Here is a 22,901-nt window from a genome sequence, read left to right as displayed (position 1 = left end):
CTTAGCCAGCGATGAAGCTAGGCCACACGGGGAACTGCAGATTCAGCGCCCACACGAAAGCGAAATAGCTACCGACTGCGAGGACGGTTGCAAGAATCGCTGTTTCTTTGAACTTGAAGCTCTGGCCAGCCATGCTGGCGATGAACACCAGGGCATAAATCGCGATGATCAGACCGAACTGGGGGATGTGCAGCTGAGGCACGCCGACCAGCAAGATACCGAACGCGAAGTTGGCAGCGAGAACGAAGAACACGGGTTTCCAGGCCCACTTGCCGATCTTGTCCCCACCTTGCGGGCCCTTGGTCAGCCCGGATACGCAGATGGCTGCGCCCAGGATGGCCATCAGCACACCCAGAATGAGAGGAAAGTAGCCGGGGCCCATACGAGCGCCGGAACCGATGGTGTAGTTGGATGCGCCGATCGCAAAAGCGAGTCCGACGACCAAGAACATCAGACCGGAGAAAAAGTCTTTCTGGCTCTTGATATTCACAAAACGTCTCCTTACGGAAATCACGACTGGGCGATTCTGATGTCATTACCAGGCCAATTTGATGTGGATTCCACCTACACAGGGGATACCCTAGGTTGGCCGGTGCATCAGCAGTTGAAGCTATCAAAATAATAGCAAATCAAGGCATCAGACCGCATCAATGTTCAGTGATCAGCGCCGCGTTCAGGACATGAGCGGCGTGCAGGCCAGCACCTCGGGCAAGGTGGTGACGCCTTCGGCCACACGCAAGGCCCCCGCCAACCGAAGTGGGCGCATGCCATCGTGTACCGCCTGACGGCGCAAGACGTCCATGGAAGGCGCTTCGTGAATCTGCTGCTTGAGGCTTTCGGTCACGATCAGCAGCTCATACAGACCCATGCGCCCCTTGAAGCCCGTCATGCGGCAATCCTCACAGCCCACGGGCTTGTAGGGCTGGTAGCTGCCGGAGAGCTTCCAGGGCTTGACGGTCTCGGCCAGCCCATCCACCGTCGCCGCTTCGTCGCGCTGCTTGCAGCTGGCGCACAGCGTGCGCACCAAGCGCTGGGCAAGCACTCCCAGCAAGGTGGCGTTGATCAGATAGGCGGGCACGCCCAGCTCCATCAAGCGGCTCACGGCGCTGGGGGCGTCGTTGGTGTGCAGGGTGGAGAACACCAGATGCCCGGTCAGTGCGGCCTGCACCGCCATTTCGGCCGTGGCCAGATCGCGGATCTCGCCCACCATGATGATGTCCGGGTCCTGGCGCATGAGCGCGCGCAGGCCTTCGGTGAAGTTGAAATCCAGCTGGGGCTGCACCTGGGTCTGATTGAAGCTGGGTTCGATCATTTCGATGGGGTCTTCCACGGTGCTGACATTGACCTCCTCGGTCGCCACCCGCTTCAAGGTGGAATACAGCGTGGTGGTTTTGCCAGAACCCGTGGGACCGGTGACCAAAATAATGCCGTGCGGACGCTTGACCAGTTCTTCCCAACGCTGTGCGTCATAGGCGCTGAAGCCCAGTGCATCCAGATGCTTGACCGTGTTCTCGGGATCGAAAATACGCATCACCATCTTCTCGCCAAAAGCCGTGGGCAAGGTGGACAAACGCATTTCCACTTCTTCGCCGCGCGGATTGCGGGTCTTGATGCGGCCGTCCAGCGGCCTGCGTTTTTCCACCACATCCATGCGGCCCAGCAGCTTGATCCGAGCCACCATGGCGTTGAGCACGCCCATGGGCATTTGATAGACCGGATGCAGCACGCCATCGATGCGAAAGCGGATCACGCCCTGCTCGCGCCGGGGCTCCAGGTGGATATCGCTGGCACGCTGGTCAAAAGCGTATTGCCACAGCCAGTCCACCACCTTGACCACACCCTGGTCGTTGGCATCGAGCTGCTTGTTGCTCTTGCCCAGTTCCACCAGTTGCTCGAAGCTGGCGGCGCTGGCCGCACCACCGGCTTTTTCCGCCGCTCGCACGGACTTGGCCAGTGCAAAGAATTCGGCCGTAAAGCGCTTGATGTCCAAAGGGTTGGCCACCACGCAGCGCACACTGCGGCGTGCCTGGCGCTCCACCTCGGCCACCCAGTCGTCCTGAAAAGGCTCGGCCGTGGCAATCACCACCTCGCTGCCGCTGACCTGCACGGGCAGCACCTTGTGGCGCTCGGCATAGCTGGCGCTCATCACATCGCCCACGCGCCCCACATCCACACGCAGCGGATCGATGCGCAAATAGGCCAGACCACTGCGCTTGCCCAGGTACTGGGTCAGCTCCTCGATATCCAGGGTTTTGCCGGTCCCGGCATGGACCACGCCCACATTGGCCAGACGCACCAGAGGATGCTGGGCACTTTCGGCCGACGAACAACGCATGGTGACGCGCTCGGCCTCTTGTGCGGTCACCAGCCCATCCTCCAGCAGCCACTGCACCAGAGATCGCCAGTCCAGCTGCCCCACATGGCGCGGGCGCAAGACCGGGGAAGCAGACAGGTGGGAAGAAGTGGTCATGAACGGCAGTGAAAGAGGGGACGACTAAATGTAAGTCAATCCCAGGAGCGCAAGCGGCCCCTGACCTGGCTCAGACGTATTCATCCAGCAGCGACCCCAGGCCGCCGCCTTGGGCTGGACGCTGAGCCGTGGCAGCTTCCACGGCCTTGGCAGGCGAATGCTGCTTCTGCGCTTGCTGGTTTTGCTGATTTTGCAATGCCTCTATCTGCGACTGCAGCATCTGGATGCGCATCTGCAGCAACTCGGCCTGCTGCTTCTTGGTCTCGGCATCGCCGCTGCCATTGGCAACCTCCTTGAGTTCCCGGGTCGCATCCCTGAGCTGCTTTTGCAGCTGCTGGATGCGAGACGCCGTGTTGCCGCTGCCGGAGGTAGAACTGGCAGAGGCATTGGATAGTGCGCTGATGGTCATAAACAGAGTATCGGCAGTTGCGGCCCAGACTCAAGCCCCTGGCACATGACACAGACTTGGCCATCAGGCCTTTTTGGCGCTCGCACCGGTCGCCTTGGCCACTTTAGGCTTTGCCGCCTTGGTGCTGGCACCCGCGTCCTTGGCCGGGCCAAACACCTTGGGCCAGCGCCCTGTAGGCAAGTCCCAGCGCACCTGCACCATTTCGCTGGCCGCTTGCAGCGCTGCGGCATCCAGAGCGCGCGGCGTACGCTGGGCCAGCACCACGGTATTGCCCTCGCGCGTGGGCTTGAAGGCCCAGAGCGCCTCTTCGCCAAAAGCCTGGGCCATCTGCGCCAGGCTTTTGTCAAAACTCGATGAACGGCCAAACAGGTTGACGGTCATGATGCCGTCTTCCGTCAGCAGATTGCGGCAATCAGCATAGAACTCGGCACTATCGAGCACCGGAGCCGCTGCCTCATGGTCGTACAGATCCACGGCCAGCGCATCTACCGTGCCCTGCCACTGGGGCTTTTTGATTTCCTGGGCGGCATCGGCCAGCACCACCTGCAGCGTGCTGCTATCGGGCGGCAGCTTGAACCAGCTGCGGCACACGGCAAGCACCTGCGGATTGATCTCGATGGCCGTAGTCTTCATGCGCAGCTTCTTGTGGCAGAACTTGGTGATGGCCGCCGCCCCCAGCCCCAGCTGCATGGCATGGCGCTGAGTGACGGAAGCCGGCTCGGCAAACATCAGCCAGCCCATCATGCGCTGCACATATTCCAGATCGATCTCGAACGGCTGCTTGATGCACATGGAGCCCTGCACCCAGGGCGTACCCAGATGCAGATAGCGCACCTCGCCGTCGTCGGAGACGCTGACTTCGGGCAGCTCCAGGGCGCCGCCGTCACTGTGGGGTTCATGGGCGGGCTTGGCCCCGCCACGGGTTTTACGAATCACGTTTCACACCATAGTCATAGCAGTCCATGCGCCGACAAAGCCTCACGCCAGGACTGCAGTTTTTGATCGAATGACCAGCTGGCATGGGCCGGGCTGCTGGATGGCAGCTTGACCACCTCCAGCCCCTGGCCTTGCAGCTGGCGCGCATGTTTGTAGCTTTCGCCGCCGTTGTGCAGCGCCAGCTTCAACTGGGGGCACAGCCGGCGCAAGCCCGCAAAATCATTGACTTCGGCGGCGCGAATGGCGCTGTCCAGACTGCCTGCACGCTCACAGCTGGCATACACATCCCACAGTCCCAGCCCCCGCGCCAGCAGCCATTCGCAGCGACCGGCGTAATCTTCACGCGGCGGCTGGGGGTGCTGCAGCCACAAGGCCTGCAGCAACGGCCAGAACTGGTTTTGAGGGTGGGCGTAATACTGCTGTAGCTGCAGCGAGCGCAGACCCGGGAAGCTGCCCAGCAACAGGGCCTGGGTGCGTCCATCAGCGACCGGCTCCAGCCCTTGCCAGCGCCTGGGCTCCGGCCCCGAATGATCAGAAAGCATGGTCGCCATTGTCGCCCAAGCCGCCAATTCGCAGCAGAGAGCGCGCTCAATACACTATGAATAAATGAGCTATATATTCATATCCAGTCTGCGCTTCAATTGATTTATTCCTGAATCTTGAAAGCAGGCAGCCCCCCCAAGGCCGCCCGCGCATTGGCCGTGCAGGCCTGGGCCAAAGCCTGCACCTCCATGCCGCGCAGCTGCGCCACTTGCTGGGCAATGCGCGGCAGCTCGGCCGGGCTGTTGCGGCCCTGGGCCTGGCCCTGAGCCCGGTTCTCGGCCGTGGTGTAGAGCCAGTGCGGGGGAATATCGGGCGCATCGGTTTCCATCACCAGGCTGTCTAGCGGCAAACAGGCCGCCAGCTCGCGCAACTTGAGTGCACGTTCATAAGTCAGCGCACCACCAAAGCCCAGCTTGAAGCCCAGATCGATAAACGCCTGCGCCTGCTGGGCACTGCCATTGAAAGCATGGGCAATGCCGCCCACCGCCGGGTGCTGGCGCAAGGTCTTGAGCAAGCGGTCACTGGATTTGCGCACATGCAGGATGACGGGCAGATCAAACTCGCGCGCCAGCTTGATCTGCTGCTCGTAAAACCAGATCTGCCGTTCGACATCCAGACCGGGCACAAAAAAATCCAGCCCGATCTCACCCACGGCCACCAGGTGCGGATCGCTGCGCTGCTGCTGCAGCAATTCGCGCAGAGCCAGAATATCGGCCTCCTCGGCGGCTGGCGTGAAAAGAGGATGAATGCCCAGGGCATAGCTGTCGCCATGGCGGTGGGCCAGCGCTATCACCTGCTGCCAATGGCTGCGCTCCACGGCAGGAATCAGCAGATGCGCCACGCCCGCAGCCCGGGCCAGGTCGCGAACGGCATCGCGATCGGCAGCAAACTCCGGCGCATCCAGGTGGCAATGGGTATCTATCCAGACAGACATGCAGTCATCATGCCATCCGCTTTGGGCGGGCCTGTGTAGGGATGCCCACCTACACAGCCTATAGGCAGCAAGCGTTATGCAACGTGAGAAAAAAGCTTATGCAAAATCAGCATCGTCTTACAAGAAAACATGCTGCAACAACTTAATCATTAAGCAACATTTTTGGCATTTACCACAGCGCAGCAGGAGCATCTCATGACTGGATTTCTACGAGGTCGCCTTCTGGGCCTGGGCCGTGGTCGGCATGCGGCCGACATGGCGGGCAAGCTGGCAGCGCTTGATCGGGTACAGGCCGTGATCGAGTTTGATCTGCAAGGTCATGTGCTCGCGGCCAACCGCAATTTCCTCGACACCATGGGCTACAGCGCCGAGCAGATCATCGGCCAGCATCACCGCATGTTTGTGGATGAGGAAACGCGCAACAGTGACGAATATGCCAATTTCTGGCAGCGTCTGGCTGCCGGCGCGCACGACAGCGGCCGCTACCGCCGCACCAACAGCCGAGGCGAAGACGTGTGGCTGCAAGCCAGCTACAACCCCATTCTCGGCAGCCAGGGCAAGCCCTTCAAAGTCGTCAAATACGCGACCGACATCACTGAGCAGCAACACCGCGAAGCCGATGCACGCGGGCAGTTGGACGCCATCTCCAAGGTTCAGGCCACCATAGAGTTCGACCTCAACGGCGTCATCCTCCACGCCAATGATCTGTTTTTGCAGACGCTGGGCTACAGCCTGTCCGAGATTGTGGGCAAGCACCACAGCATGTTTGTGCAGCCGTCAGAGCGCAGCAGCACCGCATACCAGCAGTTCTGGCAAAAGCTGGGCAACGGCCACCATGACGCGGGCCAATATCTGCGCCTGGGGAAAAACGGCAGGCAGGTGTGGATTGAAGCTAGCTACAACCCGATTCTGGATGCCGACGGCAGGCCGTTCAAAGTGGTGAAATTCGCCACCAACATCACCCGCCGCGTGACGGCGGCGCAAACGCTGCGTGCAGCAGTGCAGGGCCTGACGGAAAGCGCCAATCAGGCCCGTCAAGCCAATGAGCTGGCACAGGATGCCCGCCGTGTGGCCGAAGCAGGTGGCCATACCGTGCAGGAAGTGGTCGCCACGATGGAGTCCATCAGCGACAGCTCGCGCAAGATCAGCGACATCATCGGCATGATGGATTCCATCGCCTTCCAGACCAATCTGCTGGCCTTGAATGCCGCAGTCGAAGCCGCACGCGCCGGCGAACAGGGACGCGGCTTTGCCGTGGTAGCCAGCGAGGTGCGCCAGCTGGCCCAGCACAGCACGGAGGCAGCCAAGGAGATCAAGCAGCTGATACAGGCTTCGGTCCACCAGGTCACCCAGGGCGTGGCCCAGGTGCGCGATGCGGGATTGACCATGGAGGAAATCGTCAACTCCTCGCGCCAGGTGACGCAGATCATGGGCGAGGTGGTTCAGGCCTCGCTAAGCCAATCATCCAAGCTGCGCGAGGTGACCGACGATTTAAGCGCGCAGGATGTACACCGCGAGCCAGTCAGTCCAGGCCCTGGCAGCAGCCCCAAACCCTCTTATCTGGGCGGCACGCCCACGCATCGCCCAGCCCATAGACAACACATCGCTCTCAATACAGAAGCAATCAGCGCTTGTTGAAAAAGGAACTTAGCGCCAAAGACGCGCAACAACCAAACAAAAAAGGCGCCAACCGCTCCTGATACAGAAGCAGTTAGCGCCGGCCTTGGCTTTGGCGCGGTACAAAAACCTCAGGTGAGTTGGCCCCGCACCAGGCGCACCATGCGGTCGCAACGCGCGGCCAGCGATTCATCGTGCGTCACCATCACAAACGCCGTGCCGTGGCTGCGCGCCAATTCCAGCATCAGGCCGAACACGGTTTCCGCCGTGTTGCGATCCAGATTGCCCGTGGGTTCATCGGCCAGCACGCAGGCCGGGCGGGTGACCAGCGCCCGCGCAATCGCCACGCGCTGGCGCTCGCCGCCCGAAAGCTCGGCCGGGCGGTGCAGCACGCGATCCTTCAGGCCCACCGCGCTCAGCATCTGCCCGGCGCGGTCCATGCAATCGAGCTTGTCATCGCGGCGAATGCGCAGCGGCATGGCCACGTTTTCCTGCGCCGAGAACTCGGCCAGCAGATGGTGAAACTGGTAGATAAAACCCAGGTGCTGGTTGCGCAACGCGCCCTGTTTTTGCGGGTTCAGGCGGTGCAGCGGCTGGCCCATCAGCTCCACGCTGCCATTGCTGGGCGCATCCAGCCCGCCCAACAAGTGCAGCAACGTGCTCTTGCCCGAGCCCGAGGCCCCCACGATGGCCAGGGTCTCGCCGGCGCGCACTTCCAGGTCCACGCCTTGCAGCACGGCCACGTCGAGCTTGCCTTCCACGAATCGCTTGGTCAGGCCCTGTGCCTTGAGCACGGTCTGACCTGCCGTCAAGCGGGTTGAAACATCATTCATAACGCAGTGCCTCCGCCGGGTTCACGCGGCTGGCACGCCAGCTGGGATAAATCGTGGCCACAAAAGCCAGTACCAAAGAGATGACGCCAATGGGCACGATGTCCGAGCTTTGCGGCTCGCTGGGCATCTTGCTGATGAGATAAATGTCCTTGGGCAGGAAGTTGGCGTGCAGTGCATGCTCGATGGCCGGCACGATCACATCGATGTTGAACGCAATCAGCAGACCCAGGCCCAGACCGGCCAGCGTGCCAATCACGCCCACCATGGCGCCTTGCACCATGAAGATGCCCATGATGGACGAGGGCGAGGCGCCCAGGGTGCGCAAAATGGCAATGTCAGCCCGCTTGTCCTGCACGCTCATCACCAGCGTGGAGACCAGATTGAAGGCCGCCACGGCCACGATCAGCGTGAGGATGATGAACATCATGCGTTTTTCCAGCTGCACGGCGGCAAACCAGGTCTTGTTCTGCTGCGTCCAGTCGCGGATGAAGAGGCTGTCCGTCAAGGTGTTGGCCAGCTCCTGCGCCACGCGCGGAGCTTCGTGCAAGTCCTTGAGCTTCAGGCGTATGCCGGTAGGCCCCTCGAGGCGGAACAGGCGCTGCGCATCCTCGTAATGCATCATCACCAGGGCCGAGTCGTATTCGTAGTGGCCCGAGTCAAAAGTGCCGGCCACCGTCATCTGCTTCAAACGCGGCACCACGCCGGCCGGCGTGACCTGGCCGCTGGGCGCAATCATGGTGACCACATCGCCCTCGCGCACGCCCAGCGAGCGGGCCAGCTCCACCCCCAGCACCACTTTGAATTCACCGGGCACCAGCTGCTTGAGCACCTCGCCGTTGGCTGCGGCCATATCGGTCACCTCGCCTTCGCGGCTGGGGTCTATGCCGCGCACCAGCGCGCCCTTCATATCCTCGCCGCGCGCCAGCAGCGCCTGCGCGGAGACAAAAGGAGCTGCACCCACCACGTCGGGATTGGCCCGCGCCTCGCGCATGGTGCGCTCCACATCGGGCAGGGGCGAGCCCTGGGGCGCAAAGATTTCCACATGGGAAACCACGCTGAGCATGCGATCGCGCACTTCCTTCTGGAAGCCGTTCATCACGCTCAGCACAATGATCAAAGCCGCCACGCCCAGCGCAATGCCAAGCATGGAGACACCCGAGATAAAGGAGATGAAGCCATTGCGACGCGTGGCGCGCCCCGCGCGGGTATAGCGCCAGCCCACGGCCAGTTCGTAGGGAAATTGCATGTTGCCCGCATTGTGGCATTGCCTGCAATGTCCTGACGCCGGTCTAGGCCCCAGGGGGCAATTCTTGTGAAACGCTCTATTTCAGGCGCTTTCCCCGGCTGCTGCGAGTTACATGCGGCAAGTCTGCATAGTGCTCCTGCTGCTCCAGTGTCTGCGCATGGGCTTGCAGCCTGGCCAGCATGTCGTCGAACTGCGCCAGCTCCGCATCGCTGAGCACCGACACCAGATCCAAATGAATTTTTGCCATCTCCGGCAGGATCAGCCCATACATGCGCCGCCCTTCATCGGTCAGGTAAATGGCAATCCGGCGGCGGTCGCCTGGCAGAGGTTGGCGCTGCACCCAGCCCTTGTCCTCCAGCCCGCCCAGAGCGCGTGAGGTACGAACCCGGTCCAGCAAAGCTTTCTCAGCCAGTTCCGATGAAAGCAGACCTTCGTTCATCGCTACCGTCGCCATCACCCCCCATTCGCGGCGCGTCAGGCCAAAGCGTGCCTCGCACATGCGCATGGCCACGCCACCAGCCGCACCAAAAAAGCGGTTGATGCGAAACAGCAGCATCTGGTGAATGCTTGTCGGAGGTGATCGGGTATTCACGGAGATGAGTTGATTTGGTCAATTGATGCCCGGACTTCTACAGTGGGCGCTCCTGATTGGAGACACCAAGAACACCGCTTGGCATGGGTCTGGATTTTCTCAAAGCCTGGGTGTTCTCACAGAGAAGAAAGTTTGTTGCCATGTTTTCTGCGTTGATTGCACCCCGCCGCCATCTTCTTCACACCAGCTTGGCCCTGCTGCTGGGCAGCGCTGGTATTGCCGCCCACGCCCAAGCTGGCAGTGATGCCAATGCAGCCAACTGGCCCAGCAAACCCGTGCGCATGGTGGTTGCGTTCTCGCCCGCGGGCGCTGCCGACATTCTGGCGCGCAGCCTGGGCGAGGTGCTGCAACGCGAACTCAAGCAGCCTTTCGTGGTGGACAACCGCCCTGGTGCCGGCGGCAATATCGGCACGGACAACGCGGCCAAGGCGCCGGCAGACGGCTACACGGTACTGGTCGGAATTGATACCACCTTCACCGTAAACCCCTTCATCTACAAAAGCATGCCATTCAAGAACAGCGACTTGAGAGCCGTCATGCTGATTGCCTCGCAAGGCATGATGGTGGCCGTGAACCCCAAGACCGGTATGAAGACGTTGGAGCAGTTCATTGATCGCGGCAAAAAAGAGGGCCTCACCCTGAGCTCCGCCGGCTATGGCACACCAGGCCATCTGGCCTCGGCCATTCTCACGCATGAGACAGCAGCCAAGGTCAGCCACGTGCCCTACAAAGGCAATGCACCTGCCAGCACCGCTATCATTTCAGGCGAGGTGGATGGCGGCATCATCAGCTCCTCTGCCCTACTGGGCCAGGTGGCGGCAGGCAAGGTCACCCCGCTGGCGGTGACCACCGCCAAGCGCAACCCGCTGGTGCCCAATGTGCCTACCGTGGCGGAGTTGGGCCACAAGAATCTGGAGCAGGAAGTGCTGTTTGCCTTGTGGGTGCCGGCCGCCACGCCCGAGCCCTTGGTGTTCAAGATTCAGAGCGCGCTGGAAAAAGCCATGAAAGACACCCAGCTGCGCGAGCGCATGCGCAGCAACGACCTGGTCTACGAAGGCCTGACAGGAGAGCTTGCTGCCAAGCGCCTGCAGACCACGACCGAACGCTACAAGAGCGTGATCCAGGCCACCGGCATGAAGATGGAATGAGCGTATCGCCAGACTCATTTTCTTGCGACAAAAACGACAAGCAACTCATGAACCGCCCCAACATCATCTTTATCGTGGCCGACGACCTGGGCTATGCCGACCTGGGCTGCTACGGCGGGCGCGAGGCCGAATTCGGCGCGGTCTCGCCCGTGCTCGACTCCCTGGCCCAGAACGGCCTCAAGCTCACCCAGGGCTATGCCAACTCGCCCGTGTGCTCGCCCACCCGCTTTGCACTGGCCACGGCCCGCTACCAGTACCGCCTGCGCGGTGCGGCCGAGGAGCCCATCAACAGCAAGACGCGCGGCACGCCCCTGGGCGCCAAGCTGGGCCTGCCGCCCGAAATCCCTACCGTGCCATCGCTGCTCAAGGACTCGGGCTACCGCACGGCGCTGATAGGCAAGTGGCATCTGGGCTACCCGCCCCATTTCGGCCCGCTGCGCTCGGGCTATGAGGAGTATTTCGGCCCCATGTCGGGCGGCGTGGACTACTTCACCCATCTGAGCTCCTCCGGCCAGCATGATCTGTGGGTGGGCGAGGAAGAGCACCACGACGAAGGCTATCTGACCGATCTGCTATCCCAGCGCAGCGTGGACTTTGTCAACCGCATGAGCGAGGGCGATACGCCTTTTTTCCTGAGCCTGCACTACACGGCTCCGCACTGGCCCTGGGAGACACGCGACGACCGCGAAACCGCCGAGCAACTGGGCGCGGGCATCGCCCATCTGGCGGGCGGCAACATCCACCAGTACCGCCGCATGATTCATCACATGGATGAAGGCATTGGCTGGATCGTCGATGCGCTGCGCAAGAACGGCCAGCTGGACAACACCCTCATCATCTTCACCAGCGATAACGGCGGCGAGCGCTTCTCGGACAGCTGGCCTTTGGTGGGCGGCAAGATGGACCTGACCGAAGGCGGCATTCGCGTGCCATGGATTGCCCACTGGCCCGCCGTGATTGCACCCGCACGCACCAGCACCCAGCAATGCATGAGCATGGACTGGTCTGCCACCGTGCTCGATGCCGCTGGCGTAGCCGCCGACCCCGACTACCCGCTTGATGGCGTCTCCCTCCTGCCCGTGCTGCAGGGCGAGGGCGCGGAATTTGGCCGCCCGCTGTACTGGCGCATGCTTTACCGCGGCCAACGCGCCTTGCGCGAGGGCGACTGGAAATATCTGCGCGTGGAAGACAACGAATACCTGTTCAACATTGCCAGCGACGAACGCGAGCGCGCCAACCAGGCGGGCCTGCAACCCGAGCGCCTGCAGGCCATGCGCGCTAGCTGGGAAGCCTGGAACGCCAGCATGCCGGCCATTGCCGACGATGCCAGCTACAGCCTGGTCTATACCAGCAAGAACATGCCATCGCGCTGAGCGTCACACAGCTCCATGCTGCAGCGCTGCATTCAAGGACTTGAAGCCAAAACAGGCTCAAGTCCTTTATTCATAAGCGTAAAAAGCTATACATTCAATAGCAATACACCCTGCCACCGACCTGTGTGCCACGCATGCCCGACAATAGCGGCCATGTCTTTGACCGCGCCTTTGATTCCGGCAGCCCAGGCTGCCGGTGCCACGCAAATCATCATCGCCTACGCCAGCGGCCCCGCCACCGCTGCCGCTTGGGACGATTTGCAACTGCCCAACCTGCAGGCCGTGCTGGCCCGGATGTCGCCCGACACGGCGATCTCCGGCGATGAACTCGATTTCTCCCCCCCACATGAGCGCATGCTGGCGCGCAGCCTGCAACTGCCCGAAGCGCCCGGCCTGATTGCCTGGGCGGCGCTGGCAGCCCGACAAACAGAGCAGGCCTGCGCCTTCATCACGCCCTGCCACTGGCATATCGGTGCGGATCAGGTGGTGCAAAGCGATCCCGCGGCTGCGCCACTGGGCGAAGAAGAGTCGCGCCAGTTGCTGGCCCTGATTTCGCCCTGGTTTGCCGACGATGGGATTGCCATCGACTATCTGCAACCCGATCTCTGGCTGGCGCGCGGCGCGGCCTTCGAGCAACTGGCCACGGCCAGCCTGGACCGGGTGCAAAACCGCGATGTGCGCCCCTGGTTCCCCGATGCCAAGCAGGGCGCCGTGATCCAGCGCCTGCAAAGCGAGCTGCAAATGCTGCTCTACACCCATGTATTCAACGACCAGCGCGCCGAGCGTGGCCTGCAGCCCATCAACTCCTTCTGGGTGCATGGTGCAGGCCGCCTGACCCAGCTGCCGCAGCCCGACACCGCTGCCGCCTGCGTGAATGATTTGCGCATCCCGGCCCTGCAAGGCGATGTGCAGAGCTGGCGCCAGGCCTGGCAGCAGCTCGATGGCAGCTTGATGGCCCATCTTGGGCAACGCCTGACCCAGGGCGAGGACATCCGCCTGACCTTGTGCGGCGAGCGCAATGCCGTGACCTGGCGCCCAGCCAAACCAGGCCTCATGGACAAGTTCAAGAGCATTTTTGGCGCGAAGCCCTTGCCAAATCTGCGCGAAATGCTATGAAAATCATTCCCCGCCAGATTCCCTCCGACAGCGTTTCTGCCCTGCTCAAGGCCAATGTTCATCCGCTGCTGGCCCAGCTTTATGCGGCACGCGGCGTGTGCTCGGCCGATGAGCTGGACGACGCTCCGGCCAGACTGCTGGCACCTTCCGGCCTGCGCGGCATGGACGCTGCCGTGCAACTGCTGGCCGATGCCATAGCGCAGCAAAAGCGCTTATGCATCGTGGCAGATTACGACTGCGACGGCGCCACGGCCTGCGCGGTGGGCGTGCGCGGCCTGCGCTTGCTGGGCGCGGCCCATGTCGACTATCTGGTGCCCGACCGCGTGGTGGACGGCTACGGCCTCACGGCGCCCATCTCGCGCCGCGTCAAGGAAACCGGTGCCGACATGCTGATCACCGTGGACAACGGCATTGCCAGCGTGGAAGGCGTGGCCGTAGCCAAGGAGCTGGGCCTGGCCGTGCTCGTCACCGATCACCACCTGCCCGGCGACCACCTGCCGCTGGCGGACGCCATCGTCAACCCCAACCAACCGGGCTGCGAGTTTGCGAGCAAGTCCATGGCCGGCGTGGGCGTGATGTTCTATGTACTGCTGGCCCTGCGCACCGAGCTGCGCAACCGCGGCCGCTTTGACCGCCACAGCCAGCCGCGACTTGAAATCCTGCTGCCTCTGGTCGCCCTGGGCACGGTGGCCGATGTGGTCAAGCTCGATGCCAACAATCGCCGTCTGGTGGCGCTGGGCCTCAAGCAGATTCGCAAAGGCCAGATGCAACCAGGCATACGCGCACTGTTTGATGCCGCCGGCCGCCGCCTTGACATGGCCACCACCTTTGACTTCGGCTTTGCCCTGGGCCCGCGCATCAACGCCGCCGGGCGCCTGGCCGATATGACGATCGGCATTGAATGCCTGACCACCGAGGACGCAGGCCGCGCCGAGAATCTGGCGCGCATGCTGGACAGCATCAATCGCGAGCGACGCGAGATTGAGGTCGGCATGCGGGAGCATGCTTTTCTGATGGCCGAAGGCCTGTGCGAAGACGGCATGACGCCGCCGGCCGCCATCAGCGTATTCGACCCCGACTTTCACGAAGGCGTGGTCGGCATCGTGGCCTCGCGCATCAAGGACAAGCTGCACCGTCCCACTTTTGTGTTCGCCGCCAGCGGCGCACCCGGCAAAGAGCACGAACTCAAGGGTTCGGGCCGCAGCATTCCCGGCTTTCATCTGCGTGATGCGCTGGACCTGGTCAGCAAGCGCCACCCCGGTCTGCTGCTGCGCTTTGGCGGCCACGCCATGGCGGCCGGTTGCACGCTTGAAGAAGCGCGCTTTGACGAGTTCGAGCAGGCCCTGGCCCAGGTGGCCCAGGAATGGCTGGACGCCGCCACGCTGACGCGCCGCATGGAAACCGACGGCCCGCTGTCGCCACAGTGGCTGGATACGACGCTGATCGACCAGTTGCAACTGGCCGTCTGGGGTCAGGGCTTTGCCGCACCCACCTTCAGCGAGGAACTGGAAGTGATGTCTCAGCGCCTGGTAGGCGAGAAACACCTGAAACTGGAGCTGCTGCATCACGGCTCCAAGATTGACGGCATCTGGTTCAATCACACCGATCCGCTGCCCAGCCGCATGACGCTGGCCTACCGCCTCGACATCAACGAATGGCGCGGCGAGCGCAAAGTGCAGTTCCTGATCGAAGCCGCCCAAGGCTTTGAAGGCGGTGCGGGCAATATGGGACTTTGATCAGACAGCCACTCAAGCCCTTTGCTCATCACCGTTTGCAGCTATTCATTGCATAGTCAGCCCCCTCATCTGCCAGTCGATGAGGGCGGCTGCTGTCTGCAGACCTTAATACTTTTCCCATTCTTCCTCTGACCTCACGAGCCGCCTGACCGAAGACGTCGGCCTGGGCAAACGGGCGGCCGCAGTTCGCTGCACCCCGTTGGCGGAAATCAAGGCTGGAGCCAGCGTCGGAGCTGAAAATCCATAGTCCATAGTCTCGGCATCGCGGCTCCCCAGTCTGAAGACCGAAACCACTTCCGATAGACGCTGTGCCTGTTCCTGCATGGACAAGGCAGCCGCACTGGACTCCTCCACCAGGGCCGCATTCTGCTGCGTCATCTGGTCCAAATTGCTCACGGCCTGATTGACTTGATTGATACCGTCGCGCTGCTCGGTGGACGAGGCCGTGATCTCACCGATCAGATCGCTTACACGGCGCACGCTGGAAACGATGTCTTCCATGCTCTTGCCCGCCAGCTCCACCTGCTGCGAGCCGGACTGCACGTTGTCCACGCTCGCGGTGATCAGTTGCTTGATCTCCTTGGCCGCTTCGGCACTGCGCTGGGCCAGGTTGCGTACCTCGCTGGCCACCACGGCAAAGCCACGGCCTTGCTCGCCGGCACGGGCCGCTTCCACGGCGGCGTTTAGCGCCAGGATATTGGTCTGAAAGGCAATCGAGTCGATCACGCCGATGATGTCGGCAATCTTGCGGCTGCTGTCGGTGATCTGCTGCATGCTGTTCACCACTTGCTGCACCACCTGGCCGCCCTGCTCGGCCGCTTGTGCTGCCGTTGCCGCCAGCTGGTTGGCCTGACGGGCCGTGTCGGCAGACTGACTGACTGTTGCCGTCAGCTCTTCCATGCTGGCTGCAGTCTCTTCCAGGTTGGCGGCAGTCTGCTCGGTGCGGGCCGACAGGTCCTGGTTGCCGGTGGCAATCTGCCCCGAAGCGGAGGAAACCGACTCCACCCCCGAGCGCACCTGGCCGACCACGGAGCGCAGGCGGGCTGTCATCGCATTCAGCGAGCTGAGCAAATGTCCCAGCTCGTCATGGCGCTCATGCTGCGCCGAGGCGCTCAGATCTCCGCCGGAGATGGCATCGGCCAGCTCCACAGCCTGCTTCAGCGGACGGGTAATGGAACGCATGATGAACACGCCCGTCACCAAGCCCAGCAAGATGATCAAGGCGCAGATGATGCCGCTGATCAGATGGGCGCGCTGGCGCAAACTCTCACCCTGAGCCAGGGCCTGCTGCCGATAGCGTTCCTGCAGCTGCGCATAGGCATCCAGTGCGGCATAGTACTTCTGGACCGCAGGATTGAGTTCGCTGGCAATCAGTTGCTGAGAACGTTCGAACTCATGGGCGCGGCGCGCCTGATCAAGCACCTTGTTGATATCAATCAGCTTGTCGCGGTGCGCCGAGACTTCATCCAGCATCTTCTTGGCTTCGTCCGTGGTGGCCCCCGCTACCACCTTGTCGCGCAAGGCATTGATGGAGGCGATCAACGGCGCCAGCAGCTTGTGCTGCGCCGCTATCAGATTGTCATCCGTGGAGTTGGCAGCCGCCGCAAAACGGTCCATGCTCATTTCGGTCAGCTGACGCCATTCGCGCGCCTGTGCCGCCCCCGCCTGCGCCCTCACCACATCGGCCAAGATGGCCTGATTGACCCGATTGGAATACGTCAGGCTGCCCACTGTCACCAGCAACATGCCACCCAGAAGACCGATCACCAGGGCCCATAGCTTTTGGGCAACGGTGAATTGAAACCACTTCATGAACAAACCCATCTGCAAAGCGCAACCGACAGACCAAGGACACCGCCACACCAGCGTTCATGGCCGCGCAGCAGCCCAACAGCAGACGAAAGACGCAGCCCTCCCCCACAGATTGGCTTCACGCGAATCTGTAATTAAATATTAATAATTGTTACAACTTTTTTGCAACCCACATATGGAGCAGTCTTGTCGGGGGTTACCCCAGGCTGCGTTTTGGGCCATGGCTTCCTGAATCTCGGCTTTCAGTCCTGAAGGGATTCAACGCAAAGCAAGCAATCACAGCATAGAAAATCTCAAGCCATTTGCAATCAAGGGCTTGGCTGGCATGCGCAATCGGCTATCAAAATAGACAAAAAGCCCGCGCTCCTCAAACAGAAGAGCGCGGGCTTTTTTTAGAGAAAGAGTGACTTAAAAGGTTTCCCAGTCGTCGTCAGATTCAGCCGTTTTTGCCAGCGCGGGCTTGGCAGCGGGCACGACCCGAGTCTGGGCCGCAACCTTGACCGGTGCCGGCACCTTGGGAGCTGCAGCAGGCTTGGCAAACACGGGCTTGGCTACGACAGGTCTTACGGCTGCCGCCACGGGCGCGGAAGGACGCAAAGCATAGCTATCCTGGCCCAGCTTGAAGGTGGAAACCACTTCCGACAGACGCTGTGCCTGCTCCTGCATGGACAAGGCGGCCGCACTGGACTCCTCCACCAGGGCCGCATTCTGCTGCGTCATCTGGTCCAGATTGCTCACGGCCTGATTGACCTGGTTGATACCGTCGCGCTGCTCGGTTGACGAGGCCGTGATCTCACCGATCAGATCGCTGACGCGGCGCACGCTGGAAACGATGTCTTCCATGCTCTTGCCCGCCAGCTCCACCTGCTGCGAGCCGGACTGCACGTTGTCCACGCTCGCGGTGATCAGTTGCTTGATCTCCTTGGCCGCTTCGGCACTGCGCTGGGCCAGGTTGCGTACCTCGCTGGCCACCACGGCAAAGCCACGGCCTTGCTCGCCGGCACGGGCCGCTTCCACGGCAGCGTTCAGCGCCAGGATATTGGTCTGAAAGGCAATCGAGTCGATCACGCCGATGATGTCGGCAATCTTGCGGCTGCTGTCGGTGATCTGCTGCATGCTGTTCACCACTTGCTGCACCACCTGGCCGCCCTGCTCGGCCGCTTGCGCTGCCGTTGCCGCCAGCTGGTTGGCCTGACGGGCCGTGTCGGCAGACTGACTGACTGTTGCCGTCAGCTCTTCCATGCTGGCTGCAGTCTCTTCCAGGTTGGCGGCAGTCTGCTCGGTGCGGGCCGACAGGTCCTGGTTGCCGGTGGCAATCTGCCCCGAAGCTGAGGAAACCGACTCCACCCCCGAGCGCACCTGGCCGACCACGGAACGCAGGCGGGCCGTCATCGTATTGAGCGACTGCAGCAATCGCCCCAGCTCGTCATGGCGGTTGTTGGTAACCGAGGCCGTCAAGTCACCAGCGGCAATCGCGTCTGCCAGTGCTACGGCTTCGCTCAACGGACGGGTAATGGAGCGCATGATGACAGCGCCCGTGAACAGCCCCAGCAGCACGATCACGCCACACACCATGGCAATCACCAGATAGGCGCTGCTACGAGCACTCTGGCCCTGAGCCACGGCCTGGGCCCGGCGCTCGTCCTGCAGACGCACAAAGCTTTGCTGGGCAGCCATATAGGATTTGGCTTCCGGCTGCAGCTGCTTTTCCACAATATCGAACGCCGTCGCGAAATCATTGTTGATGCGGGCCTGCTGCACGGCGGTGTTGGCCGCCAGCGTCTTGCGACGGTGCTCGGCAATGACTTCCAGAGCCTTGCGAGAGGCTTCATCCTGCGCGCCATCCACCAGCTGCTTTTGCAGCTCGGTGATGCGGGCAATGCCCTCGGTCATCAGCTTGCGCTGCTGCTCGACCAGATTTTCTTCGGAAGAAATCGCCGCCACGATGGAGCGGTCCACGCTCAGCTGTGTCGAAGCCATCCATTCGCTGGCCAGATTGGCCGCTGTCTGGGTGCGATTGACCTGCTCTGCGATCTCCGCATTGACCTGGTGCAGATACGCCAGACTGCCTGCGGTAACCAGCAGCAAACCTGCCAGCAAACCCGCCACCAGAGCCCAAAGTTTCTGGGATACCGTGAACTGATTGAACTTCATGAAATTACCTGTTTCCTGACCGCCGCCCCGCGCCAAGCCTTGCAGACATGGCCCGTATTCACGGGTTTCGGCATCCGAGTAGAAATATTAACTATTGTTACACCTACCAACAACGCGGCGTGCCATCAAGGGTTGCCCCCAGCCCTCGCAAATCACGGCGCAAAGCACTGCGCCCTACAATGGACCTGTGCCAAAAACCTACTTGAACGCTGATCTGCACAGCCATTCCGTCGTGTCAGACGGCACCTTGACCCCCGAACAACTGGCCCAGCGCGCCGCCAGCAAAGGGGTAGAGCTATGGGCGCTGACGGATCACGACGAGGTGGGCGGCCAGCATCGCGCTGCAGCTGCGGCCCATGCCTGCGGCATGGACTATCTGACAGGAGTGGAAATTTCGGTCACTTTTGCCGGCGCCACGGTGCACATCGTGGGGCTGGGCTTTGATGCCGACGATGCGCAGCTGAGCCAGGGCTTGTACGACACCCGCAACGGCCGCGAGCCTCGTGCCAGGGAAATGGCGCAGCAACTGGAAGCCGCAGGCATTCCAGGCAGCTTTGCAGGGGCGCTGCGCTTTGCCGGCAATCCCGAGCTGATTTCGCGCACCCACTTTGCCCGCTTTCTGGTGGAGACCGGTGTCTGCTCCGATACCTATGAGGTGTTTCGCAAGTATCTGACCGAAGGCCGCCCCGGCTATGTGCCCCACACCTGGTCGCGTCTGCGCGATGCCGTGCGCTGGATTGTGGACGCGGGCGGCGTGGCCGTGATTGCCCACCCGGCGCGCTACAACTTCACGGCCAATGAGGAATACGCGCTGTTCACCGAATTCAAGCACCACGGCGGCAGAGGCGTGGAGGTAGTGACCGGCAGCCACCGCCCGCACGAGTATGCGATCTACGCCGATATGGCCAAGGAGTTCGAGCTGGCCGCATCGCGCGGCAGCGATTTTCACAGTCCCGAGGAGTCGCATACCGACCTGGGCGATCTGCCTCCTCTGCCAAGCCAGCTCACGCCGGTTTGGGAGCTGCTGCATGAGCGCATTCAACGCGCGCAATAAGCAAGACTCAACGCGCCCGACAAGATATCTGCATCGAGAGGCTGTTTATGACAATACGCTTTGAAGTCTATCCCGCGAACCCGCAGCCCCGCATCATCAAACAGGCTGCCGACATGCTGCGCAAGGGTGCCATTCTTGCCGTCCCCACGGACTCCAGCTATGCCCTGGTCTGTCATCTCGACGACAAGAATGCCGTGGACCGCATGCGCCGCATTCGCCAGATCAATGACAAGCACCACCTGACGCTGCTGTGTCGTGACCTGTCCGAGCTCTCCAACTACGCCCGCGTGGACAACCGTCAATACCGTTTGCTCAAGCTGGCCACGCCCGGCCCCTACACTTTTATTCTGGAAGCCAGCAAGGAAGTGCCCAAGCGCCTGAGTCACCCCTCGCGCAAGACCATAGGCCTGCGCGTACCCGACCGCAAAGGCCTGCAACTGCTGCTCGAAGAGCTTGGCGAACCGCTGCTGGCCACCACGCTGATTGCACCCGGCGAAACTGAGCCGCTCAATGATGCCGACTCCATCCTCGAACGCTTTCCGCATGAGCTGGATGCGGTAGTCGATTCAGGAGGCTGCCCCCAGGAACCAACCACGGTGCTGGATCTCACGCCCATGGCGATGAACAACCCTCCCACGGTGGTGCGCCAGGGTGGCGGCCCGCTGGAAGCGATTGGCTTGCAGGCGGTTTAAACCGCTGCAGCAATGAAAAAAAGAGGCGCTTGGCCTCTTTTTTATTAAAATTAATAGCTTAAATCGCTTTTCCCATATGAACCTCAAGCGCTTCGCGCACTGAAATCAAGCTTCTTCGTACTCCAGCACTTTCTGGCTGGCTCGCGCCGATGGCCGCACACCCATGGCGCGCGGTGCGGCGACGCCAGTCATAAAAGCTGCCGAGCGCTGCCAGGCGACTTGCGCGGCATCTTCCTCATCCAGTTTGAAAGCGCCCACCGCCTGCTGCAAATCCTGGGTGCGAGCATTCAAGGCCGCAGCCGCCTGCGTGGCCTGCTGCACCAGCACGGCATTTTCCTGGTTGGTGCTGTCCATGTGCGCCACAGCAGTGTTCACATGGGCAATGCCCTCGCTTTGCTCCTGCAAGGCATGGGAGATCTCGCCCAGCAGACCGCTGACCTGGTCCACGGCCTGCATGATGTCATTCATGGTGCTGCCAGCTTGACCCACCAAGCCTGCACCGCTTTCCACCTGGCTCACGCTGGCAGTGATCAGCTCCTTGATCTGCTTGGCCGCATCGGCGCTGCGCTGCGCCAGGGAACGCACTTCGCTGGCCACCACCGCAAAGCCTCGGCCCTGCTCGCCGGCGCGGGCCGCTTCCACGGCGGCATTGAGGGCCAGGATATTGGTCTGAAAGGCAATGCCTTCAATCACCTGGATGATGTCCACAATCTTGCGCGAGCTGCCGCTGATAGCGTCCATGGTGTGCACCACTTGGCCCACCACAGCACCTCCCCGCTCGGCCGTGGCCGATGCATTGACAGCCAAGGAACTGGCCGAGCGCGCCCGGTCTGCATTCTGGCGTACAGTGGCCGTCAGTTGCTCCATGCTGGCAGCCGTCTCGGTCAGTGCACTGACTTGGGTTTCGGTTCGACTGGAAAGATTGGTATTGCCCGCATCAATCTCACCCGCGCTGATGCTGATGGAGTCAGTGGACTGCTTGATATCACCCACCAGCTCGGTCAGCGTGTCTTCCATGGTGCCAAGCGCCGTGAGCAAACGGCCAAAGTCGCCCTGGATATCGGATGAGAACTCCTGGCTCAAATCACCGGCGGCCACCGTCTCGGCAATCAAAATGGCTTGCTGCAGCGGCTCCACAATGCCGCGACGCAGGCTGAACCAGGCCAGCGCGCACACGACGCAAACCAGGCCGCCCAGGCCCAGCACCCAATACCTGGCGTTCTCCACGTCGGCGAGCAGACCTTTGATTTCGGCAGGCTGCAACTTGCCTGTCTGCAGGCTCTGACTCACATGCCCCAGGGCGCTGAAACCGATAGCTACCAGCAACACCATCAGCATGCTGATAATGCCAAACACAATCACCAGCCGCACGCTGATGCGCAGTCTTGCAAAAATTCCCACGATTGATTCCTTGCCTCATTTTCGGAGAATGAAACAGCCACTTGCGGTTCCAACTCTTTATCAGCGTTGCATTTTGCTACATTCCAGGAGGGTCGCAAGCCAGTGCAAACCTGCAGCAAGCCAGCACAGCCTCACGACAAAGGCTGGCGTCTGAGACAATCGAGCCGTGCAAATCTCCGAACTCATCCAAACCGTACTGATCTACGCACTTCCCGTGCTGTTCGCCATCACCATCCATGAGGCGGCGCACGGCTATGCGGCGCGTCATTTTGGCGACAACACGGCCGCCATGATGGGCCGTATCACGCTCAATCCCATCAAGCACATAGATCCCGTTGGCACCATCCTGATGCCTCTGGTGCTGTACTTCGCCACTTCGGGCGCTTTTCTTTTCGGCTATGCCAAGCCCGTACCCGTACGCTTTGACCATTTGCGTCATCCCAAGCGCGACATGATCTGGGTCGCCCTGGCGGGCCCGGCCTCCAATTTCGTGCAAGCCATACTCTGGGCCGCGCTGCTGCTGGTACTGCTTGGTGCGGGCGTGAACGAGCGCTTTTTCATTGCCATGTGTCGCGCAGGCATCATGGTCAACTTGGTGATGTGGGCCTTTAATCTGTTCCCTGTGCCGCCGCTCGATGGCGGCCGCATCCTGGTCGGCCTGCTGCCTTGGAAGCAGGCTCAATGGGTGGCCCGCATCGAGCCCTATGGCTTTTTCATCGTCATGGCATTGGTGATTGCCGGCGTGATCGGCAGCGTGTGGTTGAGCCCGCTGATGAATCTGGGCCTGTCCGCCATCGACCTGCTTCTCTACCCCTTGATGACCTTGCTGCGCTGA

At 61.7% G+C, this 22,901-nt stretch carries 20 protein-coding genes; 8 read left to right on the top strand and 12 right to left on the bottom strand.

Annotated elements, in window-relative coordinates; genetic code table 11:
* Position 1: 1 nt before the first annotated feature.
* From ACNAZA_RS01845 to ACNAZA_RS01820, 6 genes are all read right to left on the bottom strand, one after another.
* Entirely contained in the window at positions 2-490 is a 489-nt protein-coding gene (locus tag ACNAZA_RS01845; protein WP_415794686.1) for a tripartite tricarboxylate transporter TctB family protein, read from the bottom strand.
* 183 nt (positions 491-673) lie between these two features.
* A complete protein-coding gene (gene tfpB, locus ACNAZA_RS01840; RefSeq protein WP_415794685.1) occupies positions 674-2,470 on the bottom strand; it encodes a type IV pilus assembly ATPase TfpB in 1,797 nt (598 codons plus the stop codon).
* A 70-nt stretch (positions 2,471-2,540) separates the two neighbouring features.
* A complete protein-coding gene (locus ACNAZA_RS01835; RefSeq protein ID WP_415794684.1) occupies positions 2,541-2,879 on the bottom strand; it encodes a FlxA-like family protein in 339 nt (112 codons plus the stop codon).
* 63 nt (positions 2,880-2,942) lie between these two features.
* On the bottom strand, positions 2,943-3,815 hold the full coding sequence (locus ACNAZA_RS01830) for a spermine/spermidine synthase domain-containing protein (RefSeq protein ID WP_415794683.1): 873 nt from the start codon (positions 3,813-3,815) through the stop codon (positions 2,943-2,945).
* A gap of 14 nt (positions 3,816-3,829) precedes the next feature.
* The gene (locus ACNAZA_RS01825) at positions 3,830-4,357 is read right to left on the bottom strand and encodes a DNA-deoxyinosine glycosylase (RefSeq protein WP_415794682.1); all 528 of its coding nucleotides are present in this window, start codon (positions 4,355-4,357) and stop codon (positions 3,830-3,832) included.
* 104 nt (positions 4,358-4,461) lie between these two features.
* Entirely contained in the window at positions 4,462-5,292 is an 831-nt protein-coding gene (locus tag ACNAZA_RS01820; protein WP_415794681.1) for a TatD family hydrolase, read from the bottom strand.
* Between the two features lie 195 nt (positions 5,293-5,487).
* Here ACNAZA_RS01820 and ACNAZA_RS01815 point away from each other — a divergent pair, with 195 nt between their 5' ends.
* Positions 5,488-6,930 (top strand): methyl-accepting chemotaxis protein, encoded by a 1,443-nt coding sequence (locus tag ACNAZA_RS01815; RefSeq protein WP_415794680.1) that lies wholly within the window; start codon positions 5,488-5,490, stop codon positions 6,928-6,930.
* 110 nt (positions 6,931-7,040) lie between these two features.
* On the opposite strand, the gene lolD is transcribed toward ACNAZA_RS01815, so the two are convergent.
* From lolD to ACNAZA_RS01800, 3 genes are all read right to left on the bottom strand, one after another.
* Entirely contained in the window at positions 7,041-7,742 is a 702-nt protein-coding gene (gene lolD, locus ACNAZA_RS01810; protein ID WP_415794679.1) for a lipoprotein-releasing ABC transporter ATP-binding protein LolD, read from the bottom strand.
* Complete coding sequence (locus ACNAZA_RS01805) at positions 7,735-8,988, bottom strand: lipoprotein-releasing ABC transporter permease subunit (protein WP_415794678.1); 1,254 nt, start codon at positions 8,986-8,988, stop codon at positions 7,735-7,737. The genes lolD and ACNAZA_RS01805 overlap by 8 nt, the downstream gene beginning before the upstream one ends.
* A gap of 76 nt (positions 8,989-9,064) precedes the next feature.
* Positions 9,065-9,544 (bottom strand): MarR family winged helix-turn-helix transcriptional regulator, encoded by a 480-nt coding sequence (locus ACNAZA_RS01800; RefSeq protein ID WP_415794677.1) that lies wholly within the window; start codon positions 9,542-9,544, stop codon positions 9,065-9,067.
* Positions 9,545-9,720: 176 nt separating this feature from the next.
* Here ACNAZA_RS01800 and ACNAZA_RS01795 point away from each other — a divergent pair, with 176 nt between their 5' ends.
* The 4 genes from ACNAZA_RS01795 (at position 9,721) to recJ (ending at position 14,953) form a co-directional block, all read left to right on the top strand.
* Entirely contained in the window at positions 9,721-10,728 is a 1,008-nt protein-coding gene (locus ACNAZA_RS01795) for a Bug family tripartite tricarboxylate transporter substrate binding protein (RefSeq protein WP_415794676.1), read from the top strand.
* A gap of 47 nt (positions 10,729-10,775) precedes the next feature.
* Positions 10,776-12,101 (top strand): sulfatase family protein, encoded by a 1,326-nt coding sequence (locus tag ACNAZA_RS01790; RefSeq protein WP_415794675.1) that lies wholly within the window; start codon positions 10,776-10,778, stop codon positions 12,099-12,101.
* A gap of 153 nt (positions 12,102-12,254) precedes the next feature.
* Positions 12,255-13,217, top strand: a complete 963-nt coding sequence (locus ACNAZA_RS01785; protein ID WP_415794674.1) for a phosphoglycerate mutase — start codon at positions 12,255-12,257, stop codon at positions 13,215-13,217.
* Positions 13,214-14,953: a single-stranded-DNA-specific exonuclease RecJ gene (recJ, locus tag ACNAZA_RS01780; RefSeq protein ID WP_415794672.1), complete on the top strand. Its 1,740-nt coding sequence runs from the start codon at positions 13,214-13,216 to the stop codon at positions 14,951-14,953. The genes ACNAZA_RS01785 and recJ overlap by 4 nt, the downstream gene beginning before the upstream one ends.
* A 105-nt stretch (positions 14,954-15,058) precedes the next feature.
* Here recJ and ACNAZA_RS01775 read toward each other — a convergent pair whose 3' ends face one another.
* Together ACNAZA_RS01775 and ACNAZA_RS01770 are read right to left on the bottom strand one after the other, a co-directional pair.
* Positions 15,059-16,765, bottom strand: coding sequence for a methyl-accepting chemotaxis protein (locus tag ACNAZA_RS01775; RefSeq protein ID WP_415794671.1), 1,707 nt, complete (start codon positions 16,763-16,765; stop codon positions 15,059-15,061).
* A 408-nt stretch (positions 16,766-17,173) separates the two neighbouring features.
* Positions 17,174-18,919 carry a methyl-accepting chemotaxis protein gene (locus tag ACNAZA_RS01770; protein ID WP_415794670.1) on the bottom strand — a complete coding sequence of 582 codons (1,746 nt, stop codon included), beginning with the start codon at positions 18,917-18,919 and terminating at the stop codon, positions 17,174-17,176.
* A gap of 187 nt (positions 18,920-19,106) precedes the next feature.
* Between ACNAZA_RS01770 and ACNAZA_RS01765 the strand changes: the two genes are divergently transcribed.
* Together ACNAZA_RS01765 and ACNAZA_RS01760 are read left to right on the top strand one after the other, a co-directional pair.
* Positions 19,107-19,973, top strand: coding sequence for a 3',5'-nucleoside bisphosphate phosphatase (locus ACNAZA_RS01765; RefSeq protein WP_415794669.1), 867 nt, complete (start codon positions 19,107-19,109; stop codon positions 19,971-19,973).
* 47 nt (positions 19,974-20,020) lie between these two features.
* Positions 20,021-20,665: an L-threonylcarbamoyladenylate synthase gene (locus tag ACNAZA_RS01760; protein WP_120966458.1), complete on the top strand. Its 645-nt coding sequence runs from the start codon at positions 20,021-20,023 to the stop codon at positions 20,663-20,665.
* Between the two features lie 105 nt (positions 20,666-20,770).
* Here ACNAZA_RS01760 and ACNAZA_RS01755 read toward each other — a convergent pair whose 3' ends face one another.
* A complete protein-coding gene (locus tag ACNAZA_RS01755) occupies positions 20,771-22,003 on the bottom strand; it encodes a methyl-accepting chemotaxis protein (RefSeq protein ID WP_415794913.1) in 1,233 nt (410 codons plus the stop codon).
* A 229-nt stretch (positions 22,004-22,232) separates the two neighbouring features.
* Between ACNAZA_RS01755 and ACNAZA_RS01750 the strand changes: the two genes are divergently transcribed.
* The gene (locus tag ACNAZA_RS01750; RefSeq protein WP_415794667.1) at positions 22,233-22,901 is read left to right on the top strand and encodes a site-2 protease family protein; all 669 of its coding nucleotides are present in this window, start codon (positions 22,233-22,235) and stop codon (positions 22,899-22,901) included.

Source organism: Comamonas aquatilis (genome assembly GCF_965139575.1).
Classification (GTDB): Bacteria; Pseudomonadota; Gammaproteobacteria; order Burkholderiales; family Burkholderiaceae_C; genus Comamonas; species Comamonas aquatilis.
This window is presented reverse-complemented; position numbering and strand designations above follow the sequence as displayed.